Below are 14,033 nucleotides of genomic sequence, written 5' to 3'. Positions count from 1 at the left end.
GTCAAGTTTTGCGCAAGCCGGCTAGCTGTTACGCTTGGTCCTGAGCCGCGCGAAGTAGTCGAGCCGCTTTTTCAGATCTCGCTCGAAGCCGCGTTCCACCGGTTGGTAGAGATCGGGCCGGTCCATGCCATCGGGGAAATAGTTCTGGCCCGAAAAACCGTCTTCGGCGTTGTGGTCATAGGCATAGCCTTTGCCGTAACCCTGATCCTTCATCATCGCGGTTGGCGCGTTCAGGATATGTTTTGGCGGCGGCTCGGACCCCGTCGCCTTGGCCGTGCGACGCGCTCCTTTATAGGCGTTGTAGACCGCGTTCGATTTCGGCGCGAGCGCGATATAGGTCAGCGCCTGTGCCAGTGCCAGTTCCCCCTCCGGAGAGCCGAGCCGTTCGAAGGTTTCCCATGACTGCAGGCAGACCGCCTGCGCCTGCGGATCGGCCAGCCCGATATCTTCGACCGCCATGCGGGTGATGCGCCGCGCCAGATAGCGCGGATCTTCGCCCCCCTCCAACATCCGCGCGAACCAGTAAAGCGCCGCGTCGGGGTCACTGCCGCGCACGGATTTGTGCAAGGCCGAAATCAGGTTGTAGTGCTCGTCACCGCCCTTGTCGTATTGCGCGGCGCGTTTCGACAACCGCTTGGCCAGCCCCGCCCCGTCAAGCGGCGCATCAACTTTCCACGCCGCCACCTGTTCGATGAGGTTCAGCAGCGCGCGCCCGTCCCCATCGGCCATATCCAGCAGATTTTGCCGTGCCTGCGCTGTCAGCGGCAGACTCAGGCCCAGCTCGGCCTCGGCCCGTTGCGCAAGGCGTTCCAGATCATCGGCCGGCAGCCGTTCGAGCACAAGAACCTGCGAGCGGCTCAGCACCGCGCGGTTCAGCTCGAAGCTGGGGTTTTCGGTCGTGGCCCCGACCAGCAGAATCGTACCGTCCTCCATATGAGGCAGAAACCCGTCCTGTTGGGCCTTGTTGAAGCGGTGGATTTCGTCGACGAACAGCAAGGTGCCCTGCCCGTTCTGCCGCCGTATCTTGGCCGCGTCGAACACCTTGCGCAGCTCGGGAACACCGCTGAAAATCGCGCTGATCTGCACGAAATGCATATCGGTTTCATCCGCCAGCAGCCGCGCGATTGTTGTCTTTCCGACGCCCGGCGGCCCCCAGAATATCAGCGACGACAGCGCGCCCGACGCCAACATGACCGTCAAAGGCGCGTCGGGGCCCAGCACCTGTTGCTGACCGATCACATCTGACAGGGCGCGCGGCCGCAGCCTGTCGGCCAAGGGGCGAAAGCCTGTGTCTGCGGGTGCCCCGGTATCGCTGCCAAACAGATCCGGCACCGTCAGACCCGGAACCGCAGGCCGATGCGGCGCGCGCCGCGCTGCACCACCATGGAGACGCGGCGCATGTCCCCGCGCAGGATGTCCTGTGCCTGGCCGGGTCGCGTGACAGTTTCGCCGTTGATTTCAAGGATCACGTCGCCATACCGCAACCCCGCACGCCGCCCGAAGCGGCCCGGTTGCGTCACCGCCACGCCGGACACCTCGAGAGACAGGTTCATTTCGTCCAGCACCGCGGGATTGACCCGCACCAATGTCAGGCCCGGTAGCACGGTGTCGCGGTCCAGCACGGTTTCCTCGCGGCTGGGGATATCGGGGGCCGCCAGCAAGGACACCTGCGCGCGCTCTTCGCCGCCGCGGCGCAGGAAACTCACATCGGCCTTGGCACCGGCACCGACGACGCTCATCCGGTAGATCATTTCTGCGGGCGTGTTCACGGCAACGCCGCCCACACCCACGATGACATCACCAACCGCCAGCCCCGCATCAAGGAACGGGCTGGCCGGGTGCAGCCCCGCGATGATGATGCCGCCGGGACGGTCGAGCCCCATGGTTTCGGCCATATCGGCGTCCAGCGATTGCCCGCTGATCCCGGCCCAGGGGCGTTTAAACCTGTCACTGCCGTTGCGGGCTTGCGCCACAAACGCCGCGACCAGATCGGCGGGAATCGCGAAACCGATACCGTTGGAGCCGCCCGAGCGGGTCAGAATGGAGGTGTTCACCCCGATCAGGCGCCCTTGCGTATCGACAAGCGCCCCGCCCGAGTTGCCGGGGTTGATGGGCGCGTCCGTCTGCACGAAATATCCCTGCCCGCTGCCGCCGGAACCGCCGGAGCGGGCGAGCCCCGATACGATGCCGCTGCTCACGGTCTGGCCCACGCCAAAGGGATTGCCGATGGCCAGCGCCAGTTCCCCCACTTCGACACTGTCGCTGGCACGCAGGTCCAGAAACGGCAGGGCATCGGGCGTGTCGATCTGCAGGATCGCGAGATCGCTTTCCTCGTCGCCGAGCAGAACGCGGGCCGCGTATTCGCGGCGGTCATTGAGCACGACGCGAATGTCGGTGGCCATCCCGACCACGTGGTAATTGCTCACGACGATCCCGTCGGCAGAGAGGATCACACCGGAGCCGAGCGAGTTCTGCACACGCGGCTTGCGGGTGGCAAACGGATCGCGCAGGAACCGCTCGAAAAAAGGGTCCGACTGCAATGGCGTGCCGCGCGGCTGTGTCATGATCCGCGCGTAGATATTTACGACCGCGGGGGCCGCCTGCTTTACCACGGGCACGAAGCTGAGCTGCATCTGGGCGGCGGATTGCGGGACCTGCTGCGCGGCAAGCGGTGCGGCGCACAGGGCGATGAGAATGGCGAGGATTTTCATCCCCTAGATATGCGCAGAGCGCAGCCGATACGCAAGCGCCACAGGGCCAAACGGCAAAAGGCCCCGCAGCGGATGCGGGGCCTTCGGGCTCAACCAAACGGGTTGAATATCAGTCTGCGGCTTCTTCTTCGGCAACGCGTGCCTTGTCTGCGGCGCCTTTGGCGTCGCGGTCGCGGTCGACGAATTCGATGATCGCCATCGGCGCCATGTCACCGTAGCGGAAGCCCGCTTTCAGGATGCGCACATAGCCACCCTGACGGTCTTTGTAGCGGGGGCCGAGGATGTCGAACAATTTCGTGACATACTGGTCCTCTTTGAGGCGTGCACGGGCCTGACGGCGGGCGTGCAGATCACCGCGTTTTGCCAGCGTGATCATCTTCTCGATGATGGGGCGCAGTTCCTTGGCTTTGGGCAGTGTCGTCTTGATTTGCTCATGTTCGATGAGCGAGCCTGCCATGTTGGCAAACAGGGCCTTACGGTGTTCGTGTGTCCGGTTCAGGCGGCGGTATCCACGTGCGTGACGCATAGTCTTTCTCCAATAATGTGCCCTCTACGGGCGGTTTTGCTTTGTCTGGCCCTTGATGCGTGTCTCGGGCTCTCCTTGGGGCTTTTGGGCCCATCTTTGCCTGTCACACGATGTGCACAGGGTGTGCACCGCCCGTACACCGGGCGGTGCAAATGTCTTAGAAGCTGTCTTCGAACTTCTTCGCCAAATCTTCGATGTTGTCCGGCGGCCAGTCCTCGACGTCCATGCCCAGATGCAGACCCATACCCGACAGCACTTCCTTGATCTCGTTCAGGGATTTGCGGCCGAAGTTCGGCGTGCGCAGCATTTCGGCTTCGGTCTTCTGGATCAGATCGCCAATATACACGATATTGTCGTTCTTGAGGCAGTTGGCGGACCGCACCGAAAGCTCCAGCTCGTCGACTTTCTTGAGCAGCAGCGGGTTGAACTCCAGACCATCGTCCTCGTCCTGACGACCAGCCGATTCAGGCTCGTCGAAGTTGACGAAGATGCCCAGCTGGTCCTGCAGGATACGCGCGGCAAAGGCCACGGCATCGTCGGGTGTCAGCGAACCGTCCGTTTCGATTTTCATCGTGAGCTTGTCATAGTCCAGCACCTGGCCCTCGCGGGTGGGCTGCACGTCGTAGCTGACTTTCTTGACCGGCGAATAGATGGCATCGATCGGAATCAGGCCGATCGGCGCGTCTTCCGGCTTGTTCTTGTCGGCAGAGACATAGCCTTTGCCGGTGTTGACCATCAGCTCCATGTAGATGTCCGCGCCGTCGTCCAGGTGACAGATCACGTGGTCGCGGTTCAGGATCTCGATGCCGGCGGATTCGGAAATGTCACCGGCAGTCACAACGCCCGGACCCTTTGCGGAGATCGACAGGCGCTTGGGCCCTTCGACTTCCATGCGCAGGCTGACGCCCTTGAGGTTCAGGATGATGTCGGTCACGTCTTCGCGCACGCCGGCAACACTGGAAAATTCGTGCAGGACGTTATCGATTTGTACGGATGTGATGGCGGCGCCTTGCAGGCTGCTCATCAGGACCCGACGCAGGGCGTTGCCCATGGTCAGACCGAAACCGCGCTCCAGCGGCTCGGCGACAACGGTTGCCTGACGGGCAGGATCGTTGCCGGGTTTAACGTCAAGCTGTTGAGGCTTGATCAGTTCGGCCCAATTCTTGTGGATCATATGTCCCTCCATTCCTGTCTGCACCCGTATGTCCAAGCGGGGCAAACTCCCGAGGTTTCAAAAAGTCGTAGGGGGCCCGCGCCAAAGCGCGAACCCCGTCGTCTGTGTGGCCCGATTAAACGCGGCGGCGTTTGGGAGGGCGGCAACCGTTGTGAGCCATCGGCGTCACGTCGCGGATGGACGTGATGTTGAAGCCCGCAGCCGCCAGCGCGCGCAGCGCACTTTCGCGACCCGAACCGGGGCCCTGCACTTCGACCTCGAGCGTTTTCACGCCGTGTTCCTGTGCTTTCTTGCCCGCGTCTTCGGCGGCCATCTGGGCGGCGTAAGGTGTCGATTTACGCGACCCTTTGAAACCCATGGTACCGGCCGAGGACCAGCTGATTGCGTTGCCTTGAACATCCGAGATCAGGATCTTGGTGTTGTTGAAGGAAGAGTTCACATGCGCCACACCTGCGGCGATGTTCTTGGAGACCTTACGCTTGGTCCGACGTGTATCGCGTGCCATTGATGCGTCTCCTTATTTCTTCTTGCCGGCAATGGCCTTTGCGGGGCCTTTGCGGGTACGAGCGTTTGTGTGTGTGCGCTGACCGCGGACGGGCAGGTTACGACGGTGACGCAGGCCACGGTAGCAGCCAAGGTCCATCAGACGCTTGATGTTCATCTGCGTATCACGACGCAGGTCACCTTCGACGGTGTAGTTTTCGTCGATGTGTTCGCGGATTTTCAGAACTTCGGCATCCGACAGTTCGTTGACGCGACGGGTGACGTCGATGCCAACGGCTTCGCAGATTTGTGCGGCCGAGGTGTTACCGATACCGGTGATATATGTGAGGGCGATTGGAACCCGCTTTGCAGTCGGGATGTTTACGCCGGCAATACGTGCCACGTGTGCAATTCCTTTTCGTTGCGGGTCCGTCATTCCAGACCCTTTTTTCACAACGTAAGCCCGAGACGATGACGCCTGCGGGCTACAGCTGATCAGGTGATCTTGCGCTATGGGGGCGACCCGGCGCGCAACTTGATTCTCTTGCGAGATGGTGGTGAGTATGAGGTTTTTGAAAGGCCGTCAACCCGCCCGGAGACAGGTGCGCTTTATTGCCGATCCTGACCCGCAATATGGCCCCTGCCTCGCCGTTTTCAAGGGCCCGCCCTCGCGCGGTAAGCGCAAAAGAAAACGGCCAGCGGCGGGATGCGCGCTGGCCGTTTCAAACGGGTTCTGCGGGGGCCGCTCAGGCGTCGAGCACGCCTGCGATGCTGCCTTGCACCTCGGCGATTTCACCCAGACCGTCGACGGTGCTGAGCATCTCCTTGGCGTAGTAGTAGCCGATCAGGGGGGATGTCTGCTTGTAGTAGGCCATCAGCCGCGTCTTGAGGCTTTCCTCGTTGTCGTCGGCGCGGCGCTTGAATTCGGTGCCGCCGCAGTTGGTGCATTTGCCATCCGAGGGGATCGGCTTGGTGTTGTCGTTATACACCTCGCCGCACATGCCGCAGGTCGAGCGGGCGGTGATGCGGTCCACCAGCGCTTCGTCGTCGACGCGCATTTCGATCACCGCGTCGAGCGTCTGGCCCTCGGCCTGCATCAGCTCACCCAGCGCGTCGGCCTGCGCCAGCGTGCGGGGAAAGCCGTCAAAGATGAAACCGCCGTGCTCGGACTTGTCGGTCAGCTTTTCGCGGATCAGACCGATCACGATCTCGTCGGTGACGAGCGCGCCGCGCGCCATCACGTCCGCGACAACCTTGCCCATTTCCGTACCGCTGTCCTTGGCTTCGCGCAGCATGTCGCCGGTGCTCAGCTGGACCATGTTGCGGTTTTCCACCAGATGGCGGGCTTGCGTGCCTTTACCGGCACCGGGGGGTCCAAGCAGGATAATATTCATCGACGCAGCGGGCTCCGTTTCTTGCGGGGTTTGCCACCCTTACCACGCAGGTTCGACTTCTCAAGCAGACCTTCGTACTGGTGGGCGAGCAGATGGCTTTGCACCTGCTGGATGGTGTCCATGGTCACCGACACGACAATCAGCACCGATGTACCGCCGAAATAGAACGGGATCGCGAACTGGCCCCGCAGGATTTCGGGCAGCAGACAGACGGCGGCCAGATAGGCAGAGCCCAGCACCAGCACGCGGTTGACCACGTATTCCAGATAGGCGGCGGTGTTCTTGCCCGGACGGATACCGGGGACAAAGCCGTTCTGGTTCTTGAGATTGTCGGCCACGTCATCGGGTTTGAAGCTGACGTTGAAGGTGTAGAAATACGCGAAGAACACGATCATCGCCACGAAGAACAGCAGGTACAGCGGCTGACCGGGACCGAAGTTGGCCAGCAGCCACGACATCACGGGGCTGGTCGAGTTGCCCGAGAAGGTCGAGATGGTGACCGGCAGCAGCAGCAGCGAGCTGGCGAAGATCGCCGGGATCACGCCCGCGGGGTTGACCTTGACCGGCAGGTGCGAAGAGCCGCCGTCGTAGACCTTCATGCCGACCTGGCGTTTGGGATACTGGATGTGGATCTTGCGCAGGGCACGCTCCATGAACACGACGAACATGATGGTGGCCACGACCATGACCAGCACGGCCACGATGACCGCGGGGCTGATCGCGCCGGAGCGGCCGGAGGCAAAGAACTGTGCGATCGCGGCGGGAACCTCGGCGATGATGCCGACAAAGATGATGAGCGAGATACCGTTGCCGATGCCGCGGGCGGTGATCTGCTCGCCCAGCCACATCAGGAACATGGTGCCCCCCACCAGCGTGATCAGGCACGACACGCGGAAGAACATGCCCGGATCGGCGGCGATATCGCCTGCCTCGAGGCTGACGGCAAGCCCGTAGGCCTGCACGGTGGCCAGCGCCACGGTGCCCCAGCGGGTGTATTGGTTGATCTTCTTGCGGCCCTGTTCGCCCTCTTTCTTCAGCTGTTCGAGCGCGGGCACCATCGAGGTGAGCAGCTGCACGATGATCGAGGCCGAGATGTAGGGCATGATGCCAAGCGCAAAGATGCCCATCCGCCCCAGCGCACCGCCGGTAAACATCGACACCATGCCGCCGATGCCCTGCCCCGCGCTTTCCATGAATTCGCGCAGCGCGCCGCCATCGATACCCGGAACGGGGATGAACGTGCCAAGGCGATAGATGATCAGCAGGCCAAGGGTAAACAGAATGCGGTGACGCAGATCGGTTGCCTTGCCAAAGGCGGACCAGCTGGTGTTGGCGGCCATGTTCTCGACGGCAGATACCATGTGCAGGGCTCTCTTTTTGAAACAAAACGCCGCCCGGGCCGTTTTCCGGCGGGCGGCGTTAGGGAAAACTCACGGACTATGTAAGCGGCTCCGTCGCCGCTCACAAGCCCGAAGGTCTTATTCGGACGCTTCAGCCGCAGCCGGTGCCGTAACGGTCAGGGTGCCGCCGGCTTTTTCCACGGCTTCAACCGCGGATTTCGACGCGCCGGTCACTTCCAGCGTCATCTTGGCGGATACATCGCCCTTTGCCAGAACGCGGATACCGTCACGCTTGCGGCGCACCAGACCGGAGGCAATCAGCGCGTCCTCAGTGATGGAGGCTTTCGCGTCGATTTTGCCTTCGTCGATGAATTTCTGGATCAGGCCCAGGTTCACAACGGCGTATTCCTTGCGGTTCGGCTTGGTAAAGCCGCGCTTGGGCAGACGTTGGTAGAGGGGCATCTGGCCGCCTTCGTAGCCATTGATGGCCACACCCGAACGGGATTTCTGACCTTTGATACCACGGCCACCCATTTTACCTGTGCCGGAGCCGGGACCACGGCCAACGCGCTTGCGTTTCTTGGTGGCGCCTGGGTTATCGGACAGTTCATGCAGTTTCATGTCGCTTCTCCTTTTGCCGGAAATGCCCCCCAGCGACGGGAGCGGGCACACGCGGCGTTACGATTCTCGTGGCCAGCCTTCTGACCACCGGGCGCGTATAGGGGATTGGCCGATACGTGGCAAGAGGGCCGTGCGCTCAGACGCCCAGCAGGCGGCCAAACGCGTGTCGGCGCACCAGAAGATGCAGAGCGAACGGCACCGCGAGGCCCGCAACGGTGGTCGAGGCCAGCACGAACGCCGCGTGGTCGAGCCCCACGCCAAGGGCCGCGATGCGCACAGCCGCGGAAAAGATGGTATGCGACAGATAGATGACCATCGACGCGCGCCCCAACTGGCGCAGAACGGCCATCATCGGACCGGGCGCATCCTCGCCCGCGTCCAGACCGCGCAGCGCGATGCCCGCCAGCACCACCAGCAGCAGAGACACCAGCACCGGCACATGGGTGCCCAGCATCAACAGAAGGGTCAGACCGAAGAGGAAAGCCGCCAACAGCGCAACCCGCCCCGTCGGGCGCCATTCGACAAAGGCCCCTGCCCCGATACCGGCGAGAAAATAGGGCGCATGCTGCACCATTGGCCCCCAGACGACCGAGGGCACGATCAGCACCGGAATGAGCGCCGCGATCACCAGCGCCAGCACGGTTGCAACGGTCCGGTACACCGGGGGTTCGCGCAGGCGCGGGTGCATCCAGAAGATCAGCAGCCCCAACACCTGAAGGCCGAACAGCGACCACAGGAACCACAGATGTTCGTAGGGCGGCAGAGGGATGAGGGGAAATTCGTCAAGCGACACCGGCGAATTCACCGCGTTACCGGCGAGGTGACGCAGCCCGAAGAACAGCCAGCTCCACAGGGCCATGGGCCACAAAAGCCGCACGACACGGCTGCGCACGACCTGGGTAAACGCCCTGCTCTGAACCGCATCGAGGAAAAGGAGGCCCGACAGGAAGAAGAAGAGCGGCATGTGGAAGGCGTAAATTGCGCGATCCACCGCATGATAGAGCGGTGTGTCTGGCAGCAGCCCCGACGTCGCGGCGCCGCGCCAGGCGTGGCCGAACACCACCAACACGATGCCAATACCTTTGGCACTGTCAATTGCGTGTACCCGCTGTGGCCCGTTTTCGGACATGAAATGCAGCTCTGATCTAAAATATTAATAAAGTATTAACGAATGATCGGCGCTTGGGGATGAAAATGCACGGGGAATTTTCGCTTTAAAACGTTTTCGGGGTCCAGAAATGCAAAACGCCCCGCAAAACTGCGGGGCGTTTTGTTGTTTGTACCGAAGGGGATACCCCACCGCGGGATCGGGGCTTAGCCCTTTTCCTCGACGATTTCGACCATGTGGCTGATCTTGTTGATCATGCCGCGGACGGATGGTGTATCTTCAAGTTCGCGCACGCGGCCCATCTTGTTGAGGCCGAGGCCCACCAGAGTGGCACGCTGTTTTGCGGGGCGACGGATGGGCGAACCCACCTGTTTGATCACGATAGTCTTGGCCATGCTTATGCCTCCTCAGCCACTTGTGCGGAAGAATCTGCGGCATCTTCACGCTTGGGCAGAATGTCGGCCACTTTCTTGCCGCGGCGTTGCGCGACCGAACGTGGGGACTGTTCTTTTTTCAATCCGTCGATGGTGGCGCGGATCATGTTGTAGGGGTTTTGCGAACCGATGGACTTGGACACAACGTCCTTGACGCCCAGCATTTCGAAAACGGCACGCATGGGACCACCGGCGATGATGCCTGTACCTTCAGGTGCGGTGCGCATCACAACTTTGCCTGCGCCGTGACGGCCCGACATGTCGTGGTGCAGCGTGCGGCCTTCGCGCAGTTGCACGCGGATCATCTGGCGCTTGGCCTGTTCGGTCGCCTTGCGGATCGCTTCGGGGACTTCCTTGGCTTTACCTTTGCCAAAGCCGACGCGGCCCTTTTGGTCGCCAACAACGACGAGTGCGGCGAAGCCGAAGCGCTTACCACCTTTTACGGTCTTGGAAACACGGTTGATCGCAACCAGGCGATCTGCAAATTCCGGTGCTTCGTCGCGGTCGCGACGGTTGCCCCGGCGGTTATCACGTTCTGCCATCGATATATCCTTTTCAATGGTGGCTTGCGCCTGTTTGTTCAATCCTGGTGGGCCCGTGTACCGGACCCCCGGATCATCGAGAGGGCGCAGAGCGCGCCCTCTTCAGGGATGAAGCCGCGTTGCTGCGGCCCCACCTTAGATTTTCAGACCGCCTTCGCGGGCTGCGTCTGCGAGTGCTTTTACCTTGCCGTGGAACAGGAAACCGCCCCGGTCAAAATATGCTGTCTCAACGCCGGCCTTCTTGGCGCGTTCGGCAATCGCCGAGCCAACCTTGGAGGCTGCTTCGACGTTGTTCTTGCCCACAACACCCAGATCCTTTTCCAGCGAGGAAGCGGAGGCGACGGTGACGCCGTTCACATCGTCGATCAGCTGAACGCTGATGTTCTTGTTTGAACGGTGCACGCTCAGGCGCATACGGCCTGCGTTGGTGCGGCGCAGTTTGTTCCGAACGCGCAAGCGGCGTTTGATGAACAGTTGTCTTTTGCTGTTTGCCATCTGTGCGGTCCTTACTTCTTCTTGCCTTCTTTGCGGAAGACGAACTCACCCTTGTAGCGGATGCCTTTGCCCTTGTAGGGCTCGGGCTTGCGCCAAGCGCGGATGTTCGCGGCGACCTGACCAACAAGCTGTTCGTCGATGCCTTCAACCACAATCTCGGTTTGTTTCGGAGCCGTTACGGTGACCCCTTCGGGTGCCGTGTAATCCACATCGTGGCTCAGACCCAGGTTCAGCTTCAGGGTGTTGCCCTGCATCTGTGCCCGGTAACCCACGCCCTGGATTTCCAGCTCTTTCTTGAAGCCTTCCGTCACACCCTGCACCAGGTTCTGCACCATCGTGCGGGACATGCCCCACTGCTGGCGCGCGCGCTTGGATTTGCCGCGGGGCGTGATGGTGACGACGTTGTCTTCGACCGCGAGGGTCACGTCGTCGGTGGCCGAGAAGCTGCGGGTCCCCTTGGGGCCCTTCACTTCGATGGACTGGCCGCTGACCGAAGCGGATACACCGCTGGGCAGAGTGACCGGTTTTTTACCAATACGAGACATTTGCCGCTCCTTAGAATACGGTGCAGAGCACTTCGCCGCCAACGTTCTGGCTGCGTGCGTTTGCGTCCGACATCACACCCTTGGGGGTGGAGACAATCGACACACCCAGGCCCTGACGGACCGACGGGATGTCTTGTGCGCCCATGTAGACGCGGCGGCCCGGCTTGGAGATCCGCTTGAGTTCACGAATGACGGGTTCGCCTTCGTAATACTTCAGGCTGATTTCGATGGCGGGGTGGCCATCGATGCCGGTGGTTGCTTCGTACCCGCGAATGTAGCCTTCGTCGGCCAGCACATCCAGCACCCAGGCACGCAGCTTGGACGCTGGTGTCATGACGGTGGATTTGCCGCGCAACTGGCTGTTGCGGATGCGTGTCAGCATATCTGCGATAGGATCGTTCATGTGATGCGCTCCTTACCAGCTCGACTTGACCATGCCGGGGATCTGGCCGTTCGAGCCAAGATCACGCAGCGCGATACGCGAGATTTTCAGTTTACGGTAATAAGCGTGCGGACGACCTGTCAGCTGGCAACGGTTGTGCAGACGCACGGCCGAAGAGTTGCGAGGCAGTTTCGCCAGCTTCAGGGAGGCGCGGAAACGCTCTTCCATCGGCTTGGATTCGTCGCTGATGATTTCTTTCAACGCGGCACGCTTGGCGGCGTATTTCTTGACCAGTGCTTCACGCTTTTTCTCGCGTGCGATCATGGATTTCTTAGCCATATCTATTCCCTCCCGATCAGCTGTTGAACGGCATGTTGAAGTGCTTCAACATCGCCTTTGCTTCAGCGTCGGTTTTCGCCGTGGTGGCGATTACGATGTCCATGCCCCATGTCTCGTCGACCTTATCAAAGTCGATTTCGGGGAACACGATGTGCTCTTTCATGCCCATGGCGTAGTTGCCACGGCCGTCGAAAGATTTGCCCGATACGCCGCGGAAGTCGCGGACACGGGGCAGAGCAATCGTGATCAGACGATCCAGGAATTCGTACATGCGGTCGCCACGCAGAGTGACTTTCGCGCCCAAGGGCATGTCTTCGCGCACCCGGAAACCCGCGATGGATTTCTTGGCCACGGTTGTCAGTGCCTTCTGGCCCGCGATCGCTGTCAGGTCTTCCTGAGCGGATTTGGCTTTCTTGCTGTCACGGACAGCTTCTGCGCCGCACCCGATGTTCAGGACGATTTTGTCCAGACGGGGGATCATCATGTCGTTGGCATAGCCGAACTCTTCTTTCAGGGCCGCGCGGATGCGGTCCTTGTAGTCGGCCTTGAGGCGGGGTGTGTAGTTTGCATCGTCAAGCATCAGATCACGTCCCCTGTTGTTTTGGCGTAGCGCACTTTCTTGTCACCATCCATTTTGAAACCCACGCGGGTCGGCTTGCCGTTGGCATCCTTGATCGCGAGGTTGCTCAGATCGACAGGCATCGCCTTGGGCAGACGACCGCCCTGCGATGTCTGGCTTTGGCGTGTGGCGCGGATTGCGATGTTCACGCCATCCACAACGGCTTTGTTCGACTTGGGGTCGATGGAAGAAATCGTGCCTTCCTTGCCCTTGTCCTTGCCTGCCAGAACGATGACCGTGTCACCTTTTTTCAGTTTAGCAGCCATGATTACAGCACCTCCGGAGCGAGCGAGATGATTTTCATGAAGTTCTTGCCACGCAGTTCGCGAACAACCGGCCCAAAGATACGTGTACCCACGGGTTCGTTGTTGTTGTTCAGGATGACGGCCGCGTTGCGGTCGAAGCGGATGGCGGTGCCATCGTCGCGACGGACTTCTTTGGCGGTGCGCACGACGACGGCCTTGCGGACGTCACCTTTCTTTACGCGACCACGTGGGATGGCTTCCTTGACCGAGACGACGATGATGTCGCCGACGGATGCGTACTTACGCTTGGAACCACCCAGAACCTTGATGCACTGAACACGGCGCGCGCCGCTGTTGTCAGCAACATCCAGGTTTGTCTGCATCTGGATCATTTGGTTTCTCCCGACCTTTGGGGGGCGATGCGTGCCTGATCCCCAGGGTTTCGATTAATATTGCTGTCCGAACGGACAACGCACCGGCCAGGAAGGGCCGATGCGCAAAGGATCATGCTTCCGCGGTGATCACTTCCCAACGCTTGGTTTTTGAACGGGGGGCACATTCGATGATGCGGACGGAATCGCCGACCTTGAATGTGTTCTGTTCGTCGTGCGCCCGGTATTTCTTGGACTTACGAATGGTCTTTTTCAGAACCGGATGCGTAAAGCGGCGCTCTACGGAGACGGTGACTGTCTGTTCATTGGCGTCCGAGGTTACGGTGCCTGTCAGGATACGCTTTGGCATGGATCAGGCTCCTCTTACGCGTCTGTCGCTGCCGAAGCAGCTTTTTCGTTCAGAATTGTTTTGACGCGGGCAACGTCACGCTTGACCGACCGCAGACGCGACGGGTTTTCCAGCTGGCCTGTGGCTTGCTGGAAGCGCAGGTTGAACGCTTCTTTTTTCAGGTTCACAAGATCGTCGCGGAGCTGGTCCGGCGTCTTGTCACGCAGTTCATTGGCACTCATGCCTTTTTCCTTTCAACATCACGGGGAGGCCGCGCTCGCGCGTCACCCTGATTCCCGTGGAGTTCATGATGAAGGGGCCGTTTAGGCCGTATTGCCCCGCATGACAACCCCCG

General features: G+C 60.9%; 21 protein-coding genes. All 21 read right to left on the bottom strand.

What is annotated here, in order from left to right; translation table 11 throughout:
• Positions 1 to 21: 21 nt before the first annotated feature.
• On the bottom strand, positions 22 to 1,332 hold the full coding sequence (locus K3756_RS03070; protein ID WP_259990795.1) for a replication-associated recombination protein A: 1,311 nt from the start codon (positions 1,330 to 1,332) through the stop codon (positions 22 to 24).
• Positions 1,333 to 1,334: 2 nt separating this feature from the next.
• Entirely contained in the window at positions 1,335 to 2,711 is a 1,377-nt protein-coding gene (locus K3756_RS03065) for a trypsin-like peptidase domain-containing protein (RefSeq protein WP_259990793.1), read from the bottom strand.
• 109 nt (positions 2,712 to 2,820) lie between these two features.
• A complete protein-coding gene (gene rplQ, locus K3756_RS03060; protein WP_259990792.1) occupies positions 2,821 to 3,237 on the bottom strand; it encodes a 50S ribosomal protein L17 in 417 nt (138 codons plus the stop codon).
• Between the two features lie 157 nt (positions 3,238 to 3,394).
• Entirely contained in the window at positions 3,395 to 4,411 is a 1,017-nt protein-coding gene (locus K3756_RS03055) for a DNA-directed RNA polymerase subunit alpha (protein WP_259990791.1), read from the bottom strand.
• 115 nt (positions 4,412 to 4,526) lie between these two features.
• The gene (gene rpsK / locus K3756_RS03050; RefSeq protein ID WP_259990789.1) at positions 4,527 to 4,916 is read right to left on the bottom strand and encodes a 30S ribosomal protein S11; all 390 of its coding nucleotides are present in this window, start codon (positions 4,914 to 4,916) and stop codon (positions 4,527 to 4,529) included.
• 12 nt (positions 4,917 to 4,928) lie between these two features.
• Entirely contained in the window at positions 4,929 to 5,297 is a 369-nt protein-coding gene (rpsM, locus tag K3756_RS03045) for a 30S ribosomal protein S13 (RefSeq protein ID WP_259990786.1), read from the bottom strand.
• A 343-nt stretch (positions 5,298 to 5,640) separates the two neighbouring features.
• Complete coding sequence (locus tag K3756_RS03040) at positions 5,641 to 6,288, bottom strand: adenylate kinase (protein WP_259990784.1); 648 nt, start codon at positions 6,286 to 6,288, stop codon at positions 5,641 to 5,643.
• A complete protein-coding gene (gene secY / locus K3756_RS03035) occupies positions 6,285 to 7,649 on the bottom strand; it encodes a preprotein translocase subunit SecY (protein ID WP_259990782.1) in 1,365 nt (454 codons plus the stop codon). The genes K3756_RS03040 and secY overlap by 4 nt, the downstream gene beginning before the upstream one ends.
• Before the next feature lie 117 nt (positions 7,650 to 7,766).
• A complete protein-coding gene (rplO, locus tag K3756_RS03030; protein WP_259990780.1) occupies positions 7,767 to 8,249 on the bottom strand; it encodes a 50S ribosomal protein L15 in 483 nt (160 codons plus the stop codon).
• A 136-nt stretch (positions 8,250 to 8,385) separates the two neighbouring features.
• Positions 8,386 to 9,378: an acyltransferase gene (locus tag K3756_RS03025; protein WP_259990778.1), complete on the bottom strand. Its 993-nt coding sequence runs from the start codon at positions 9,376 to 9,378 to the stop codon at positions 8,386 to 8,388.
• Between the two features lie 185 nt (positions 9,379 to 9,563).
• Positions 9,564 to 9,752: a 50S ribosomal protein L30 gene (rpmD, locus tag K3756_RS03020; protein WP_259990776.1), complete on the bottom strand. Its 189-nt coding sequence runs from the start codon at positions 9,750 to 9,752 to the stop codon at positions 9,564 to 9,566.
• Between the two features lie 2 nt (positions 9,753 to 9,754).
• A complete protein-coding gene (rpsE, locus tag K3756_RS03015; RefSeq protein WP_259993470.1) occupies positions 9,755 to 10,333 on the bottom strand; it encodes a 30S ribosomal protein S5 in 579 nt (192 codons plus the stop codon).
• 135 nt (positions 10,334 to 10,468) lie between these two features.
• Positions 10,469 to 10,828 (bottom strand): 50S ribosomal protein L18, encoded by a 360-nt coding sequence (gene rplR / locus K3756_RS03010; protein WP_259990773.1) that lies wholly within the window; start codon positions 10,826 to 10,828, stop codon positions 10,469 to 10,471.
• Positions 10,829 to 10,839: 11 nt separating this feature from the next.
• Entirely contained in the window at positions 10,840 to 11,373 is a 534-nt protein-coding gene (gene rplF / locus K3756_RS03005) for a 50S ribosomal protein L6 (protein WP_259990771.1), read from the bottom strand.
• Positions 11,374 to 11,383: 10 nt separating this feature from the next.
• Positions 11,384 to 11,776 (bottom strand): 30S ribosomal protein S8, encoded by a 393-nt coding sequence (rpsH, locus tag K3756_RS03000; RefSeq protein WP_259990769.1) that lies wholly within the window; start codon positions 11,774 to 11,776, stop codon positions 11,384 to 11,386.
• A gap of 12 nt (positions 11,777 to 11,788) precedes the next feature.
• Positions 11,789 to 12,094, bottom strand: a complete 306-nt coding sequence (rpsN, locus tag K3756_RS02995) for a 30S ribosomal protein S14 (RefSeq protein WP_259990767.1) — start codon at positions 12,092 to 12,094, stop codon at positions 11,789 to 11,791.
• A 16-nt stretch (positions 12,095 to 12,110) separates the two neighbouring features.
• Complete coding sequence (rplE, locus tag K3756_RS02990; RefSeq protein ID WP_259990765.1) at positions 12,111 to 12,674, bottom strand: 50S ribosomal protein L5; 564 nt, start codon at positions 12,672 to 12,674, stop codon at positions 12,111 to 12,113.
• Complete coding sequence (rplX, locus tag K3756_RS02985) at positions 12,674 to 12,979, bottom strand: 50S ribosomal protein L24 (RefSeq protein WP_259990763.1); 306 nt, start codon at positions 12,977 to 12,979, stop codon at positions 12,674 to 12,676. The genes rplE and rplX overlap by 1 nt, the downstream gene beginning before the upstream one ends.
• A gap of 2 nt (positions 12,980 to 12,981) precedes the next feature.
• Positions 12,982 to 13,350: a 50S ribosomal protein L14 gene (gene rplN, locus K3756_RS02980; protein WP_025045929.1), complete on the bottom strand. Its 369-nt coding sequence runs from the start codon at positions 13,348 to 13,350 to the stop codon at positions 12,982 to 12,984.
• A gap of 112 nt (positions 13,351 to 13,462) precedes the next feature.
• Positions 13,463 to 13,699, bottom strand: coding sequence for a 30S ribosomal protein S17 (rpsQ, locus tag K3756_RS02975; protein ID WP_259990761.1), 237 nt, complete (start codon positions 13,697 to 13,699; stop codon positions 13,463 to 13,465).
• 14 nt (positions 13,700 to 13,713) lie between these two features.
• Positions 13,714 to 13,920, bottom strand: a complete 207-nt coding sequence (gene rpmC, locus K3756_RS02970) for a 50S ribosomal protein L29 (protein ID WP_259990759.1) — start codon at positions 13,918 to 13,920, stop codon at positions 13,714 to 13,716.
• Positions 13,921 to 14,033 lie beyond the last annotated feature (113 nt).

The sequence above is a fragment of the Sulfitobacter sp. S190 genome (assembly GCF_025141935.1).
Taxonomy (GTDB): Bacteria; Pseudomonadota; Alphaproteobacteria; order Rhodobacterales; family Rhodobacteraceae; genus Sulfitobacter.
Note: the sequence above shows the minus strand (reverse complement) of the source record. Positions and strands in the feature narration are given on the sequence as shown.

Excerpts from the sequence above, each read along its gene's own strand:
- K3756_RS03065 (WP_259990793.1), bottom strand. The coding sequence starts at position 2,711 with ATGAAAATCCTCGCCATTCTCATCGCCCTGTGCGCCGCACCGCTTGCC.
- rplQ (WP_259990792.1), bottom strand. The coding sequence starts at position 3,237 with ATGCGTCACGCACGTGGATACCGCCGCCTGAACCGGACACACGAACAC.
- K3756_RS03055 (WP_259990791.1), bottom strand. The coding sequence starts at position 4,411 with ATGATCCACAAGAATTGGGCCGAACTGATCAAGCCTCAACAGCTTGAC.
- rpsK (WP_259990789.1), bottom strand. The coding sequence starts at position 4,916 with ATGGCACGCGATACACGTCGGACCAAGCGTAAGGTCTCCAAGAACATC.
- K3756_RS03040 (WP_259990784.1), bottom strand. The coding sequence starts at position 6,288 with ATGAATATTATCCTGCTTGGACCCCCCGGTGCCGGTAAAGGCACGCAA.
- secY (WP_259990782.1), bottom strand. The coding sequence starts at position 7,649 with ATGGTATCTGCCGTCGAGAACATGGCCGCCAACACCAGCTGGTCCGCC.
- rplO (WP_259990780.1), bottom strand. The coding sequence starts at position 8,249 with ATGAAACTGCATGAACTGTCCGATAACCCAGGCGCCACCAAGAAACGC.
- K3756_RS03025 (WP_259990778.1), bottom strand. The coding sequence starts at position 9,378 with ATGTCCGAAAACGGGCCACAGCGGGTACACGCAATTGACAGTGCCAAA.
- rpmD (WP_259990776.1), bottom strand. The coding sequence starts at position 9,752 with ATGGCCAAGACTATCGTGATCAAACAGGTGGGTTCGCCCATCCGTCGC.
- rpsE (WP_259993470.1), bottom strand. The coding sequence starts at position 10,333 with ATGGCAGAACGTGATAACCGCCGGGGCAACCGTCGCGACCGCGACGAA.
- rplR (WP_259990773.1), bottom strand. The coding sequence starts at position 10,828 with ATGGCAAACAGCAAAAGACAACTGTTCATCAAACGCCGCTTGCGCGTT.
- rplF (WP_259990771.1), bottom strand. The coding sequence starts at position 11,373 with ATGTCTCGTATTGGTAAAAAACCGGTCACTCTGCCCAGCGGTGTATCC.
- rpsH (WP_259990769.1), bottom strand. The coding sequence starts at position 11,776 with ATGAACGATCCTATCGCAGATATGCTGACACGCATCCGCAACAGCCAG.
- rpsN (WP_259990767.1), bottom strand. The coding sequence starts at position 12,094 with ATGGCTAAGAAATCCATGATCGCACGCGAGAAAAAGCGTGAAGCACTG.
- rplE (WP_259990765.1), bottom strand. The coding sequence starts at position 12,674 with ATGCTTGACGATGCAAACTACACACCCCGCCTCAAGGCCGACTACAAG.
- rplX (WP_259990763.1), bottom strand. The coding sequence starts at position 12,979 with ATGGCTGCTAAACTGAAAAAAGGTGACACGGTCATCGTTCTGGCAGGC.
- rplN (WP_025045929.1), bottom strand. The coding sequence starts at position 13,350 with ATGATCCAGATGCAGACAAACCTGGATGTTGCTGACAACAGCGGCGCG.
- rpsQ (WP_259990761.1), bottom strand. The coding sequence starts at position 13,699 with ATGCCAAAGCGTATCCTGACAGGCACCGTAACCTCGGACGCCAATGAA.
- rpmC (WP_259990759.1), bottom strand. The coding sequence starts at position 13,920 with ATGAGTGCCAATGAACTGCGTGACAAGACGCCGGACCAGCTCCGCGAC.